The organism is Flexibacter flexilis DSM 6793 (assembly GCF_900112255.1).
GTDB classification, from domain to species: Bacteria; Bacteroidota; Bacteroidia; order Cytophagales; family Flexibacteraceae; genus Flexibacter; species Flexibacter flexilis.
Genome location: NZ_FOLE01000002.1, coordinates 410,684 through 427,271, shown reverse-complemented (window position 1 = coordinate 427,271; position 16,588 = coordinate 410,684). Strand labels below are relative to the sequence as shown.

The following is a 16,588-nucleotide window of genomic DNA, read 5'->3' as shown; positions in this document are numbered from 1 at the left end:
TCATTAACCTAAAATTATATTTTAACTCATGCAAAAAACATTTTTTCTACTGCTCGTGCTGGCCTTGTGTGCTGGAAATATTCAAAAAAGTTTTGCTCAAAAAAAGAAGCAAACTACTTGCGACATCAAAAAACAATATGGCGATTTTCTGCGCTTCAATCGTTATATTGAAGAAAAAGACACCATAATTTATAAAGCGACAGAATCGACTGTTAATAATAAAAATTGTCTCTCGCCGCTGATTAATCAAAACCCCGTATTTATAGATTATTTGTTCCAAAATTTCTCTAAAAATACTTATTATCAGTTACTTAAAAACGAAAAAGATAGCAGTAGCATTCAGAAAAAAGGAATTGTTGCGCTGCAAAGTGATAGCCTTTTCGGGGCTGTAATGACAGAACTTTTGGCCAAAACCGCAGACCAGCAGTTACCCAAAGATACTGTTACTTTTGATGGGCTTTTGAACATTGCCGTCAAATACTTTTCGATTCTGCGCATCTCCGACGAAGGTTATTACGTAGCCAAAATTTGCGTTGGCCTGAACGACATCAAGAAAACCGAAAGTAAACGGCAGCCTTTTGTAGAAGCATTTTGTTTTTCTTCTATTTTCAATAGTATTGATAATGAGGAGTTTGATATGCAAAAAGAAATGGCTGAAACGCTGCGCGAACTTTACGCGCTTCATTTGGGTGTAGATAAAAATGAAAGGCTTTTGCGTGCGCAAGGTGCGGCGTATATGCTGCTGCGACGAAATGAAAAACTTCAAAAGTTACTACGAAAAGAATACGAAGCACAAAAAACATTGCTGCCTTTTGTCTTGAAATAGAAAACAAAAATGCCGTTTCTAATTTTGGTTTGGAATGGCATTTTTATTGTATTTATTCTTGTTTTAATATAAAATTAGTTGTTTTTTCTTGGGCTGTCTTAAAATAATGTCTTACTTGCGCAGGCTAATTAGCGTTACTTATTCATTTTTTTGTATTGGGTTATGGAAATTATCAGCGATATCAGGCGTTTTTTGAAAAGGGAATTTGATAAAATCAATAATGAAAATCTCAAAAAAAACATACTCAATGCGTTACCGTTTTGGGTGGCTGCATTGGTTACGGGAGGCATCGCCGTGTTGTATGCCAAATTATTTGCGTGGGCGGAACACGCCACACAACTACTTTACGAGGAAGCGAATTGGGCTTTTTTCATTATTACGCCGCTATGTTTTGTGGTCTCGTGGTGGTTGGTCGATAAATATTCTCCTTTTGCTAGAGGCAGCGGCATTCCGCAAGTAAGTGCGGCCATTGAGCTGGCCAATCCCAAACAATTTTCCAAAGTCAATGCTTTGTTAGGTTTTCGTGTGTTGGTTGTTAAGATAGTTTCGAGCCTTATTGCCGTCATTGGCGGTGGCGTAGTTGGGCGCGAAGGGCCTACTATTCAGATTGCAGCTTCCGTTTTCAAGAAAGTAAATGACTGGCTTCCTGCGTGGTATCCCAAGATTTCTAAACGAAATATGATAATTACAGGTGCTGCCGCTGGATTGGCTTCCGCCTTTAATACGCCATTAGGTGGGATTGTTTTTGCCATCGAAGAACTTACCAAAACGCATTTTAATTTTTTCAAATCGGCCTTGCTGACGGGGGTTATTATCGCGGGACTTACGGCACTTAGTTTGCTCGGCCCCTATCTTTATTTGGGCTATCCGCAATTATCTAATTTTGGTTTAGGGATTATTTTTAGCATTATACCGTTGGCCGTTGTTACGGGTTTGGCGGGTAGTGGTATGGGGGAAATTATCCTGTACATTTTGCGCCAGAAAAAACAACTCAAAACAAAGTGGCAAAACATTGCTTTTATCTGCGTTTGCGGTTTGGCGATGGCAGGTTTGGCTGTGCTGCTGGATGGCAGGGCGTTTGGTTCGGGTAAAGAAATCATGGTTTCTACGCTTTTTAGCAATCACAAATATCTGGAATGGTACGTGCCGCTTATGCGTATCTTGGGTTCTATTCTTACGTTTCCGATTGGGGGAGCAGGTGGAATATTTGCGCCTTCGTTGGGTGCGGGTGCAAGTATTGGGGCGGTGCTGGCGGGTTGGTTGGAGCTGTCGGCTACCGAATCTAACTTGCTGATTTTGTGTGGCATGACAGGTTTTCTGACCAGTATCACACGTAGCCCTTTTACTTCCAGTATTTTGGTGCTCGAAATGACCAACAGCCATAACGTCATTTTTTATATTATGCTTACGGCCCTTATCGCCAATTTGGTTGGGAATTTTATCAATAAACATTCTTTTTACGATACACTCAAAGAACAATATCTTGCCGAATTAGAAAAAGAGGAGGCAACACATCAACCACCAAAATGATGACATTGATAGAAAATAAAAAAAGCGATTGTAGAAGTAAAATTCTACAATCGCTTTTTTGTTATAAAAATACAGCTGCTTAATATGCTACTTTTTTAGTTTTTTGAGCGGCATTATATTGCTTAATTTTGGCCTCCAAAATTCCTGCTTTTTTCTGATATTGAATTACTTGCATTAGCTCTTGTGGCGTGTAAGTATTGGGATTTTTAGCTCTGTTGAGTGCATGAACGGCTTTAGGCAACGCCGCAGCAGGTGCAGCCAAACGACCACCCGTAATACCACTGGTAACCACGCCATTTTCCAAATGAATTGGCTCTGTGCTACCATCTGCCGTTACAAAAAGGTAATTATTATCTTCGTCGGCTTCTTTCAATACATCGTAGCCATCAGAAATCAATACCAAATAATAATCTCCCGTTACATTGGGCATGGTATAACCCCAGCTAAAAGGTTCATCGGAGCCTGTGGCACTTTTTCCACCTGCAATATTGACATAATTCCACCAATTGCCCGATGTACCTGGGCGGTGCGGACTGCCCGAAAGGCTGCTCATATCGCCATTTTGTCCTAAAGTACCGTATTCATTGGTATAATAATCATACAATAATACTTCAAAATTATTGGCATCGTAAGCGTCGTAAATGCAATACACGATATTCCATTTCTTGGAGGCTGGAATGGCATTAGTACCAAGATTGTAAACATTGTACGTAATGTTGCGGCCACGACCCGAACTCACACTGGTATTTTTTTCGTCTGTTAAACTCCACGAAATGAGGTCAATGTTATTATTGACAATTACATCAGGATTTACATTACCGCCGCCGCCATCTGGATTAAAATCAGTTTTTTCGTTAGAAACAACGTAAGCAGCATAAGCAAAGTCTGTGGTAAAATAGGTGTAATCCACCCAGATATAACCATTATCGCCCCATTCCGTTCCCCACGAATTTACGACACGGAATGCATTGCGGCTATCATCATAACCCGCCAAAACCATCGCATGGTAACCATGTTGACCGTTGTTGGGTACGGGATCAGATTTGATGACGCTATTTCCTTCCCACGACATAAATTTGTTGCCCAATTTTGCCCCAAACAACACTGCGCGACCGCCTGCCAAATAGCTTTTCAGTTCGCTAATGCTGTTATGTTTGATTTGCCTATAATTTTTGATTTTGAAGGTTTGCACACTGGAAGAAGCACTGCTGCTACAATTGATGTCGGCGTACGGAACGCTGCCAAGCGTGGCAATACCTCTGGAAATCATCAAGTCCAAAGCTGCCTCGAAATAAGTGCCGTTGCAACCAGAACCTTTGTCGTCGCTGGGAATTGCCAAAAATAAATCCTTCGGACTGAATTGATTGTTTGTATTGGCCAATTGGCTGGTTGTAAGACCTTTATCAACCCCTTCCAAAAAGGTTTTCATATTGTAGCCAGCCGCCCAAGCCACACAAGTTCCGTACTGGCCTTGGTCGTTGATGGGTGGAAATTTGCTGGTCAAATCCACTGAAGCAGGTAATGAACCGCTACCAGCTTGTGCACCCAAATACAAATCAGATTCGATATTTGTGGTGTCTGTTGAAGTAAAATTAAGCCCCAAAGATTGAGCGGCATCTTTTAGGTTGTTGGTTGTTTCCTCGTCGCAAGAAGAGAGACTGAGAGCAATGGCCAAAGTATAGCCAAATCGAGTAAGTTTATTCATAAAATACTGGTTTTTGAAAATAGACTACAATATTACCAATATTTAATTAAAATAATAAAACAAAAAATGTAATTTATTTGAATTTAATTACCAAACAATATTCTCTCTATCACCAATATACATTCGAATTGCTGACCGTTAAGTCTATTGGTAAGGTTTGGGGGTCAATGCACTGCGGCTCTCTTTTGTGCGGCACTTTGTCTATTTTCTTTTATATAAAAAAAATCAGGTTGGCATCTGTATTATTTACTAATTTTGTGGTTTAATTAGTATTGATATTTCTTTTTTTTATGTCCATTTCCAAAACATACAGTCCGCAAGAAACCGAAAGTAAATGGTATAGCTATTGGCTCGAAAATTGTTTTTTCGCCTCTAAGCCCAACCCCGACAAAGAACCATATTGTGTCGTAATCCCGCCGCCAAACGTTACGGGTGTGTTGCACATGGGTCACATGCTCAACAATACGATCCAAGACGTACTTGTCCGCAAGGCGCGTATGGAAGGCAAAGAGGCTTGTTGGGTGCCAGGTACTGATCACGCCTCTATCGCTACCGAAGCCAAAGTGGTGGCCATGTTGCGCGAGAGAGGTATCCAGAAAACAGACCTTACACGTGAGGAGTTTTTGGTCTATGCAATGGAATGGAAAGACAAATACGGTGGCATTATCCTCGAACAACTCAAAAAATTGGGTTGCTCTTGCGATTGGGACAGAACCCGTTTCACGATGGACACCAGCTACTACGATGCCGTAATTTCTGTGTTTGTGGATTTGTACAACAAAGGCCACATTTACAGAGGCGTGCGCATGGTGAACTGGGACCCGCAAGGTCTGACGGCTCTTTCCGACGAGGAAGTAATCATGAAGGAAGTGCAGCAAAAACTTTGTTATATCAAATACGAAGTAGTTGGCGCACCTGATACGTTCCTGACGATTGCCACAGTTCGCCCCGAAACCATCATGGCCGATGCCGCGATTTGCGTTCACCCAGAAGATGAGCGTTACAAACATTTGCACGGCAAAAAAGTACGCATTCCGTTGATTGGCAAAGAGATACCAATTATTACGGACGAGTACGTTACGATGGATTTTGGTACAGGCTGCCTGAAAGTAACACCAGCCCACGACCTGAACGACTACGAATTGGGTTTAAAACATAACTTGCCAGTAACGGACATTTTGGCCGAAAATGGTAAGCTCAACGAAAAAGCGCAAATCTATGTAGGTGTTGATCGTTTTGAGGCCAGAAAGCAGATTATCAAAGAATTAGAAGCAAAAGGCTACATCGAAAAACTCGAAGAATACAAAAGCAACGTAGGCACATCGGAGCGCACTGGCGCAGTAGTAGAACCGCGTTTGTCTTTGCAATGGTTCTTGAAAATGCAGGAATTGAGCAAGCCAGCTTTGGAGAATGTAATGAATGATAACATTCAGCTTCACCCCGCCAAATTCAAGAATACTTATAAATCTTGGATGGAAAATGTACGCGATTGGTGTATTTCGCGCCAGTTGTGGTGGGGACATCGTATTCCTGCTTTCTACATGAAAGATGGTACGGTGATTGTGGCCAAAACCAAACGCGAAGCCCTCAAAATCGCCCGCGACAAATACCAACTTTTCGCGCTAAGCGAGCAAGACCTCACACAAGACGAAGATGTTTTGGATACGTGGTTTAGTAGCTGGCTTTGGCCGTTTGAGGTGTTTGATGGTTTGAGCCGCCCTGGCAACGAAGACGTAAAATATTATTACCCAACCAACGATTTGGTAACAGCTCCCGAAATTCTTTTCTTCTGGGTGGCGCGTATGATTATCGCGGGTTATGAATATTTCGGAGAAAAACCGTTTAGCAACGTATATCTGACGGGCATTGTGCGCGACAAACTTGGCCGCAAAATGAGTAAGTCGTTGGGCAACTCGCCAGACCCGCTTGACCTTATCGCGCAATTTGGTGCGGACGGCGTGCGTACTGGTATGTTGTTTAGCTCGCCTGCGGGCAATGACTTGCCTTTTGATGACAAACTTTGCGAACAAGGCCGCAATTTCTCCAACAAAATTTGGAATGCTTTCCGTTTGGTGAAAGGTTGGGAAGTGGCCGACGTGCCTGCGCCGCAAGCCAATACGGTTTCGGTGGCGTGGTTTGAAGCCAAACTCAATGCTTCTTTGGCCGAAATTCACGAGCATTTCAACAAATTCCGTATTTCGGACGCGTTGTTGGCTACTTACAAACTCGTTTGGGACGATTTCTGCGCGTGGTATTTGGAAATGATAAAACCAACTTACGGCAGCCCAATCGACCGCCCGACGCTGGAAGCAACTATCAATTTCTTTGAAACGCTCATGCAATTGGTTCATCCGTTCATGCCGTTTATTACCGAAGAAATTTGGCAAGAAATCCGCGAACGCAAGCAAGGCGACAGTATTTGTGTAGCGCAATTCCCTGAAGCCAAAGCCGCTGATGCTGCCGTGTTGGCTGCCGCCGCACAGGCGTTTGAGGTAATTGCTCAAGTTCGTAACCTTCGCAACAGCAAACAGATTAGCCCAAAAACACAGTTGGAATTATCTGTAAAAACATCGGAAGCGGCTCAATATGAGCAGTTTGGCGGTGTAATTGCAAAATTGGCAAACACCAGCGAATTGAGTTTTGTAACCGAAAAACCTGCGGGTGCGGTGAGTTTGGTGGTCAAATCTGATGAGTTTTATATTCCGTTGGCCGACCAAATCGACGCGACCAAAGAACGCGAAAACTTATTGAAAGAGTTGGATTATACACGCGGTTTCATGGACAGCGTAACCAAGAAATTGGCTAACGAGAAATTCGTGTCTAACGCCAAACCTGATTTGGTGGAGCGCGAACGCCAAAAACTTGCCGATGCAGAAGCCAAACTCAAAACTTTGGAAGAGGCTTTAGCGGCTCTGTAATTGTTTTTTTGAGAAAATAAATAAAACAAAAAACTCCCACCGTTTGCAGCATTTTGCACGCGGTGGGAGTTTTTGATTGACAATTAGAAAAAGTATATATTTAATTCTTTGTAGATGCTAAAACAAACACAACACACATGAAAAGAATCGTCGTTTTTTGTGGGGCGAGCAGTGGCACAGACCCCGTTTATGAGCAACAAGCCTATTTGCTGGGCAAAACCTTAGCCGCCCAAAATATCGAATTGGTGTACGGTGGCGCAAAAGTCGGCGTGATGGGCGCGGTAGCCAATGGCGTAATGGAAAATAACGGCAGGGCAATCGGCGTTTTGCCACGTTTTATGCGCAAAAAAGAAGTGGCGCACGAAAATCTGACCGAGCTTATTTTGGTGGATACCATGCACGAACGCAAAAAAATAATGAATGACCTTTCTGACGGAATTATTACGCTGGTGGGCGGCTTTGGTACGATGGAAGAGTTTTTTGAGATGCTCACTTGGGCACAATTGGGTTTGCACCCAAAGCCAACGGCCATTCTCAACACCAACGGTTTTTATAATGATCTGCTCACACTCATAGACTCTATGATCGCCAAAGGATTTGTGAGAGAAAGCAACAAAGATTTGTTGGTAATTAGTGAAAATATAGAGGATTTGTTGCAGAAAATGCGCGGCTACCAAGCCCCGCCCATTCCGCAATGGATTACAAAAGAAGAATTATAGTATATTGATTGCAAATAAAATACAAAATAAGCGGACTAGTTTAAAATCCTGATTAGTAGCGTAGTAATAAGCGAGAAAATAAAAACTTCTATTTTCTCGCTTATTGCCTAAAAGATGAATTTGGCAAACGAAATCAAACAGTTGGGCGTGTACCGAATTAGATTATTCCCAAGTGCTTTCTAATATTTTTTCGATGGCTTTTTTCGTAGATACCCATTCGTCCAATTTCCCATAATTGCTATTTACCGCGTACACGATGACCGACTTTGACGATGGGATATACATCATATTGGCGTAATAACCGATAGCGTCTCCGCTATGAAAATACACATCGCCTTTGGCAGTTGTCATTTTGAAAATACCTAATCCATACGCTATCGGGAAAAAATCGGCGTCTTGCTCTTTGGGCGTTTTCCATGTTAGCATTTCATTTAATAAGGGTTGGCTGATAATTTCCCCGTTTATTAATTTTCTGAAAAACAGCGACATGTCGTAAGGGTTGGATATTAACCCACCATCCGCAGTATAGTAATCCCAACCACTGAAATAGGTGCTTTCTATTATTTTAAAATTGCTGTATAAATCTATATAGCCTCGAGCAATATTGTTAGGCACAGGATTTTTAGCCGCAAACAATGATTTTGTCATGCCAAGAGGGTTGAAGATTCGTTTTTCAAACACTTCGTGTAAAGGTTGGCCTTCTATTTGTTCTATCAAAAGCCCCAAAAGAATATAATTGGTGTTAGAATATCGTACATCAGTCCCTGCCGCAAAGTATGCAGGCTGATGATAGGCATAGGGCAACAAATCACCAGCTCGCCATTCTCTTTTTAAATCGTTCATGGAGGCAGTCTGAAATTTCGGGTTTTGTATGTAGTTATAAATACCGCTGCTATGTTGTAATAATTGGCGAATAGTTGCCGTTTCGGCGTTGCGTATTTTATGGATATAGCTTGCTTTCAAATAGTTTGAAATTTTTTCGTCCAAATTGATTTTATGTTCCTGATAAAGTAGCATTGTTACGGTGGCCGTAAACATTTTGATGGTAGAACCCATACGCGAAGTCATACACGGCTGCATCGCTATATTATTATTTATATCGGCCTTGCCCGCCGCCCCCAACCATTGCCCTGAGTTGGGATGATAGACGCTCATCATTATACCGACAGTTCCTTTACTGACGATTTCATTCACGGTTGCTTGATATTGTTGTGCTTTGGGGTGATTCGCACTGTTATCTGTAAAATTAAAGCTGCATGAATAGGTTTCGGGGTCGATGGTTTCACTTTTTTCGCAAGCCATCAACAGCAGCACAAAAAGAAATACTACAAAGATATTTTTCATTTTTACCAGTTTATTGGAAGAATATTTTACTGTTGATTATTTGAACCCATCAAAAATTTGATCCCTAAGTGCACGTTGGTATGCGGCATTAAATCAATAAAGTCTGGAGAAAAAGGATATTCTACCCATACTTGATAACGCGCAAATAGTTTGGGGCTGGTTTGTTTTTCGGGGAAAAGGTAATAACCTGTTTCTAAAGAAAATGATGGCGTAAAACGTCCAACACCTCCATTTTTTGAGGACGTATAACTTCCGTTTTTAAAGGAATATTCGGTTGCGGTACGGAAGCTGCACATATATCCAACGCCCAGCAATGCCGCGATTTCGACCCCTGGTTTTGTGCGAAATTCATACCCCAATTCAGAAAAAAAAGTAATAGCCTGATTTAAGTATCGATGGTAATAATAACTACCGCCCAATGTTTGAAATAAACGACTTCGTTTGGGGGCTTTGCTGTAATTAAATTCCGAACTAATGGCTAATCCGGGGTGAATCGGGGCGGTAAAGAATTTTGAGAAGGGCATTGAAGTTGCCTGATTGAATGCAGAGACTGTAACAGGTAGATTTTTCTTCTGTGCATGACTAAAAGAAGAAAAGAATAAGCCCATTACAAAAGGCAAACCTTTGAGGAAACTGTTAAAAATTGTTTGTAGATGCATGGTATAATTCTGTTTGGTTGCTACAAAATTATGCTCGCATATAACTGTTTACTAGTAATTTATGTTCTGAAAAACCCAAACGGACATATTCCCGACCGAAACGGGCGTTATTGTTTCCACCATTTTCGGAAGTTGGCACTATTGGCTTTTGACACATAGATGCTTTCCTCCAAAGGAATCACAAAATCAACTTTTAGTTTTCGGGTTTCGGTTGTGGTAACGGCCTCAATCGCTCTTGCTGAGGCTAAAAACTGGCGATTGATACGAAAAAAAATGCCTGGAAATTTCTTTTCCCATTCGTCAAGTGTGCCGTCCAGACGATAGATGTCATGGTTAAAGGTATAGAGCCAAAGTAGTTTTTCGGAGCTTTTAATAAAGGCGCAATCGGCAATGTCAATTTTTAGCTCATTAAATCCTTTTTGAACTACAAGGTACACCAACTCTTTTTCATTGGCAGGAACTGCTTTTTCTATTGTGATGATCTCTACTTTTTGATGACGAAAAAGATAGCTTGCCACATAATAACTGTTGGATAATGACAAGAGCAAAAAAGCAAGGGGAAGTTCTAAGTATAATATGGACGAGCTTGCAAGAGGAATATCAATGAGTTTTAAATACACTACTTCCAATGTCATGGCAACAAACAACGGGAGCAGAATACCATTTAGGCACTGCAACCAAGCTCTTTTTTTGAAATATTCCAGCCATGGATATTTTTTATCTAAATATAAGGTAACCCACCTTATATATATCCCCGCTGAAAAAGTAACTAATAATGAAAAAAATATATCAGTGATAAAAGAAGGCAATCGAATCAGTTGCAAAAAGGGATTATCATTAGCAAAAAAAATAAAAGATAATGAAGCTAATGGATAAAAAATCAGCCATAAAATACGCTCTTTGTATATTATAGGGCGGGGGTTACTCATAATAGAATTTTGTTTGATTGTTTTTCACTACAAAGAAAAACAATTTCACTTATCCGCTAGAATCCTACCTCTAAAAAGTTGGATATAACAAAAGACTTGGAGTATAAATATACAATCATTTCGTATTATGATATTCCACAATGGATTGTAAGGAGACATGCATCGTTATTTAATTGGACACTATTTGGATTGTTTTTGTAAAAAATAACCCAAATAGTGTGGATATAGTTGTGTGAATTGAATGTTTACAGAATAAAACGTTCGATTACTTCGGCTACGCCGTCGTTGTTGTTGGAGGCCACGATTACATCGGCGTATTCGCGGAGTTCTGGCGTAACATTGTCCACCCAAACACCCAAACCTGCGTATTCTATCATCGACAAATCATTGTTGGCATTGCCGACCGCTATAATTTCGCTCTGATTAATGCCCAAATGTTTGGCTAATCGTTCCAAACTGGCGGCTTTGTCTATGCCAAATTCGGTTACTTCCAAGAAAAAAGGCTTAGAGGTTGTTACGTTTTTGCCCTTAATTTGAGATTGAAGCAAAGGCGCAACTACTTGCAAACGCTCAGGTTCTTCCAAAAAAATACATTTGACCGACGAAGTATAAACAGCCTCTTTAAAACTTGGTACTTTTTTGAGTGGCATTCCTGTTAGTTGCGATTCAAAATCTATGTATTTAAAATCGGTTTCGGCGATAATTTGTCCATCTATGTATGTGATAATGTGTAGTTTGTGTTCCACACTCAAATCATACAACGTATGTATGTCTTCTTTAGGCATACTTTGCTCAAATAATACTTTTCCAGTATTTACCTCGCTGATTACCGCCCCATTGTACGAAAGCATATAAGAGCCGTATTGGTGCAAATTCAGTTCGCGGGCATACGACTGCATGGCGGGTGTTGGTCTGCCAGAGGCTAACACTACCCACACACCTGCGGCTTGTGCTTGGCTGATAAAGTGTTTATTTTTTTCGGAAATCTCGTGATTGTCATTCAGAAGTGTGTCGTCCATGTCCAACACCAGCATTTTGTATTTCATTGTATCGTAAGAAAAAATATAATAGGGTTTATGGTAGCAAACTTCCATCACATTACGGAATAATCACAGGCGCAAGCGTGTCTGTTGGTGCAATTGTGCTGCTGTCCGTTTGGGTTGGTTTGGGCAAAACGGCAGGCGTAGGAGCGGGTTTGTCGGCTTTTTTGCGCCTGCGCCAAGGCAATATATCTCGCAGACTATCAAAACTTTGTGTGTGCATAATACTCACACCCTGCGAAGTATTGTTGTTGTTGTTCAGGGCCGTAGAAATAACGTTTTGGCTGTTTTTGTGGAAAGCTTTTATCCTGAAACGTCCATTGCGCGTAAGTAAATATTCCAGTGTCCAGTCCCCCGCAACGCTGGTGGCGGTGGCTTGATTTTGGGCATTAGTAAACGTGCCGTCGCGGGTTACGCGCAAACGGCCTTCCATAAAATTGTAAGAAACACGCGTGCGAATCGCGTTAAGGGCTTCGCGGTCGAGGCCGTTGGCATCTACTTCTACTTGCAAATTCGGGTCAATTTCCGAAACCCAAGAACTCAACTGATTAGAAAGCAATTCGCTAATACTGCCGCCCGCCCCAATGCTTACGCCGCTTTGCGTGCCTTCCGCCATAAAACTACGCAACAGCAACAAGCTGAAAACTTGGCGATTAAGTTCCTGTTCGTTGTTCTGGATCTTGGCTTCAAAACTCGTAACATAGCTACTCATTACCGACGGATAATCCATAATTTTGAGTCCCAAACCAATCTGAGGCGAAAGTAAACCGCCTTCCAAACGCATATTTACGGCAGTCGGGTATTTGCGTTGTAGTTCGGGTTTGGCCAAAAAGGCAGAATCTGTGTTGGTGGCAATGGGTTTGAGCGAAGCGTTCAGATTATAACTGGCCGTAATGTTCATTTGTCCACCCAGCGGGTCGCCATTCCAACTAATGTAACTGTTGGGTTGAATCGTAAATGCCTTGTTTACAAGGTTTTTGAGTGTAAAATTATATGAACCTTTCGTAATGTTGTATTGCCCGAACATCGTAAAATCGCCGCGCGTATCCAGCCCCAATTTGATTTTTCCTTCGCCGTTGGCGCGTACAATATCGCCTGCTTTTTGGTCAAAAATCAATTCGCCATAGGCTTCGGGCGTTAGTTCAAAATTAAAATCCAATTTCAAACCCGACAAGCTCACTTTCGGAATCGTGTCGGAAGCCTGCGCCGTATCGAGTGCAGAAGTTTTTCCCACAAAATGAATAAAATCTTGTTCGATACTTTCGTCTTCTTCGTAGTAAGAAGATACAGGAATATAAATTTTCGTGCCTTTTTCGCTGCGCACGTCTGCCCCAATGCTCAGGTTGCTAAACGCGCCGCGCATATACATCGAGCCTGTTACGTTGGCCGTGCCGTAATAAAGGGCTTTGCGTTGCGATTTGAGGTTCATTACCTGAAAGTTACGCAAGTCACCGAACAAATCTATACCCCAATTTTTGAAACCAGTATGCCATATTTTGCCCGTGCGTATTTGCCCAACGTTTTGGTTTTCGTCCACGATTCGAACATTATTAAAACTGATTTCGCCTTCGCCAAAATGGATTTTGTCGGCAAATGTGTACACGGTGTTAATGATATTTACTTTAAACGTGCCTTTGTCCACCAGCAAATCGCCGTCAAGAATCGGATTGCTGCTGCGGCCATGCAATTTAAGCGTTCCTTCGGCCAAGCCGCCCCATTCGGACAAATAATCTCGGATAAATGGCTCTATCAGTTTGATACTCAGGCCATTTACCAAAATATTCATATCCAATTCGTTTTCGCCACCGCGCGGGTCATAATGGCCGATTACTTTTAGCACGTTGGCTTGTAGGCGGTTGATGTCCAAGTTAATGCGCAATTTCTGGCGCACTTCGTCCCAAAGAGCCATGCCGTTTACATCACCAATCAGAAAATCATCCACCGACAAAGCTCCGACTTGTACCTGTCCGCGTGCCGTCGGGTCTGCCCAAATATTGCGCACGCCCACATTGGCATTTACCAAACCCGTAAGCCCCAAATCCAAGAGCGTGTCTAAGGTGAGTAGCTCAAAATTTTGTACCAAAATTTGCAGCGAATCAGTTGTATTTTTGGCTACAATGCCTTCTGTTTTAATGAGTTGCTGGCCATTACTGATTTGTAGATTTCTGACCAAAATATTTTGGTTTTCCAATAGCACAAGGGCGTTATTATCGGCTATTTCCCAACTTTTGCCCAGCAAATGAATTACCGAAGGGCGAATATTGGCTTCTGTTTGGCCTTTTCGGAAATAAATATCACCCGCCAAACGCGCGTAATTCGTGCTTTTTTGTTGGTCTATGCGAGAAGAAAAATTAATATGCTTATCGCTCCAAGTAGCATCTACAAACATATTTTGGCTGGCGGGCAAGCCTTCAAAACGTTGCTTACGCGAATACACATAAGCAGAGGCCACAATGTCGGTACTGTCGGCCACTTTGGAAGCGGAAAAATCCACGTCCGAACCATAAAACCAATGATTTTGGAGTTTAAGCGTGTCTGGGTGCGAGCTGAGCAACACGGTACTATTTTTGCCGTTGCTGAAGCTGCCTTCCAAACGCGTATTTTTCGCTACATAATACTGATTATCAAACAAATAAATAATCGGATTGATATTGCGCAACAACATCGTAAAATCAATGTCGTATTCGGGATAATGCTGGCGATGTTTGCGCTGATGCTTGCGGCGTTGGGCATAAAATCGGTCGATTTCGCTTTGTTTGTTTTGCAAAATAAGCGCGTATTCGCTAACTAAGTCGGGTACATCGTTGAGCAGCTCTTCAAAATTAAAATGGCCTTTGGCTTGCGCTTTAAACCAATCCGAATCGAGACGGAAAGTGCGGTAGCGGTTATTTACTTTGGTGGACAAACTCACCGAATCCAGAAACAAATTTTGTTTATCGTAGCTCACATCCGTGTTCATAAACACGGCATTTCCCGCAATGGCATCGGTTTCCACACCCGTAAAATGAATGTTGGCCACCGTACTAAATTCGGCAGGTTTTTGGCTCAAATGCAAGGCCTGCAAATTAGCCGTTAGCACTTGCGCTTGTACATCAAAAATATTGTTGGCGGAGCGCAAGTCTATGGTACTGTTGGTGTTAAATACCAAATTCGGGTCGTCAATTTCCAAATGACCACTAAAAAGCCGCTTGCCCAGCGTGGCGTTAATAACAATGTTATGATAGTCGTATTTATTCAACCCAATGCGTCTAACGGTCGCGTCCACGTCTGCCGAGGCAGAAGCCAACGTAAAGCCTTGCCCTTTGATGTGGCCTTTCATGTCTATCAGCCCCAGCAAATCATGGTTGTCGGTCAGTACGCCAATGTCCAGCCCTTCGGTGTGCAAATTTCCTTCATAAGTAGAAAAGCGAGAATCGTCGGCCAGCGTCAGGCGCAAATCCGTTTCTATTTTACCCAAATCAGAGTTAAAAACACCTGCCGCCACAAAGTCGGACGGGAAACCGTTGAAACTTCCCTTAAAATCTATTGTCCCAAATTTGTTGATGGTTTGTATTGCATCTTCATTGTCAACGTATTGCCTCAAATCAGAAGGGTCTATCAGGGCATTTTTTACTTTGGCCGCAATAAAAGTTTCGTCAAAATCGGGCAAGCCTTTCATACTAAAACCACCCTGAAAATAACTGTTATTGCCGAATGAAGCCGTACAGTTTCGGACGTTAAAATCACTGACTTTTCCTTTGAAAAAACCACTTAGCGTTACCGTTTCGTTGAATGGCTTGAGTTCGGGGGCAAATAGTGCAATATCTGCGGCACTGATAATGGAACTGTCCATGTGCGCATACATGACTATTTTTTCATTAAAATCTTTGAAATAATCGGTGTCGTCATAAAAAAATTCGAGCGTATCAGATACAAAAGTATTGTTCAGACGCGCATCCAAATTCCATAAATGCATGGTCTGTTCGGTGTATCTAAAAAAAGTATTCAGGTAATGAATCCGAATGTTAGAGCCTGTTTCGACACCCGTCAGGCCATTTACTTGCAAATCCAGTGTATCCGAACGAACTCTAAACCCTTGTACATTAGCACTTAAAGAATCAAAACGGATATGATAGTAGTCGAAACGGTCGGTAATAGAATCTTCCGTAAAATCGCTGATAGCCAGTTTTACATTTTCCAATTCTATATCCGTAATGGCAAAAATAGGAGGTGAAGCTGAACGCTTCGTGGACGTGTCGTCAATGAGTCGGTTAATGGATTTGATAAACTCATTGATATTCATTTTTTGGGTAATGGTATCAGTGCAAATATTGACATTGCCATTACGCAAAAGCACGTGGTCAAGACGAATGTTACGCTGCACCAAAGCCGAAAGCTCAAAATCTGCTTCAATGCGTTTGGCCTCAATCATGGGATTGTGCAACTGGTCTTTGATGACGATATTGTCAAGCTCCAGCGTGTCAAACCAACGTATATCCACGCGCCCAATGCTAACAGGGAAGCCTAAGGCTATGGAAAGTTCTTTGGCGAGCTTTTGTACAATAATTGTCTGGAAATAAGGAACTTGCAGCGCAAATGTAATTGAAAGAAACACAATAGTAACCACTGTTACGAGGCGTTTGATACCCCGAAACACCCCTCTGATGATGCGGCTATATAGTGGTGTGTTTTGTCTCAAAATGGATTTACAAAAAATGCGATATTGTAGTAAACGTATTTTACAGCAAAAATAATACCGTTTGTGCTGTGTTTATTTTTCAAAACTAAGCAAAAATGACATAAGGTGGCATCATTCCAATTAGATTTTTAAATGAAGTAATTATTAAATATGACTTATGCTGTAAATTTTGTTTATAAAAAAACAAGATGTGTGCTGATGCACTGCTAAAGTGCATCTTATCCGTACCGTAAGGAGTGT

At 41.8% G+C, this 16,588-nt stretch carries 10 protein-coding genes; 4 read left to right on the top strand and 6 right to left on the bottom strand.

All coding sequences use genetic code 11. The features are described from left to right. Positions 1–28 precede the first annotated feature (28 nt). Both BM090_RS05615 and BM090_RS05610 read left to right on the top strand, forming a co-directional pair. Entirely contained in the window at positions 29–826 is a 798-nt protein-coding gene (locus BM090_RS05615) for a hypothetical protein (RefSeq protein WP_091508876.1), read from the top strand. A 192-nt stretch (positions 827–1,018) separates the two neighbouring features. After that, positions 1,019–2,356: a chloride channel protein gene (locus BM090_RS05610; RefSeq protein WP_245756685.1), complete on the top strand. Its 1,338-nt coding sequence runs from the start codon at positions 1,019–1,021 to the stop codon at positions 2,354–2,356. Positions 2,357–2,435: 79 nt separating this feature from the next. On the opposite strand, the gene BM090_RS05605 is transcribed toward BM090_RS05610, so the two are convergent. Next, positions 2,436–4,061 (bottom strand): C1 family peptidase, encoded by a 1,626-nt coding sequence (locus tag BM090_RS05605; protein ID WP_091508869.1) that lies wholly within the window; start codon positions 4,059–4,061, stop codon positions 2,436–2,438. 290 nt (positions 4,062–4,351) lie between these two features. On the opposite strand from BM090_RS05605, the gene BM090_RS05600 reads away from it, so the two are divergent. Further along, positions 4,352–6,979: a valine--tRNA ligase gene (locus BM090_RS05600; protein WP_091508866.1), complete on the top strand. Its 2,628-nt coding sequence runs from the start codon at positions 4,352–4,354 to the stop codon at positions 6,977–6,979. 137 nt (positions 6,980–7,116) lie between these two features. Continuing rightward, positions 7,117–7,698: an LOG family protein gene (locus BM090_RS05595; protein WP_091508863.1), complete on the top strand. Its 582-nt coding sequence runs from the start codon at positions 7,117–7,119 to the stop codon at positions 7,696–7,698. A gap of 162 nt (positions 7,699–7,860) precedes the next feature. Here BM090_RS05595 and BM090_RS05590 read toward each other — a convergent pair whose 3' ends face one another. The 5 genes from BM090_RS05590 to BM090_RS05570 all read right to left on the bottom strand — a co-directional run bounded on the left by BM090_RS05590 (position 7,861) and on the right by BM090_RS05570 (position 16,348). Beyond that, positions 7,861–9,042 (bottom strand): serine hydrolase domain-containing protein, encoded by a 1,182-nt coding sequence (locus BM090_RS05590; protein ID WP_091508861.1) that lies wholly within the window; start codon positions 9,040–9,042, stop codon positions 7,861–7,863. Between the two features lie 26 nt (positions 9,043–9,068). Beyond that, a complete protein-coding gene (locus BM090_RS05585) occupies positions 9,069–9,650 on the bottom strand; it encodes a hypothetical protein (protein WP_143083881.1) in 582 nt (193 codons plus the stop codon). A gap of 158 nt (positions 9,651–9,808) precedes the next feature. Next, positions 9,809–10,630, bottom strand: a complete 822-nt coding sequence (locus BM090_RS05580; protein WP_091508854.1) for a LytTR family DNA-binding domain-containing protein — start codon at positions 10,628–10,630, stop codon at positions 9,809–9,811. A 245-nt stretch (positions 10,631–10,875) separates the two neighbouring features. Next, the gene (locus BM090_RS05575; RefSeq protein ID WP_091508850.1) at positions 10,876–11,676 is read right to left on the bottom strand and encodes a Cof-type HAD-IIB family hydrolase; all 801 of its coding nucleotides are present in this window, start codon (positions 11,674–11,676) and stop codon (positions 10,876–10,878) included. 52 nt (positions 11,677–11,728) lie between these two features. Next, positions 11,729–16,348 carry a translocation/assembly module TamB domain-containing protein gene (locus BM090_RS05570; protein ID WP_091508846.1) on the bottom strand — a complete coding sequence of 1,540 codons (4,620 nt, stop codon included), beginning with the start codon at positions 16,346–16,348 and terminating at the stop codon, positions 11,729–11,731. Between the last annotated feature and the right edge of the window lie 240 nt (positions 16,349–16,588).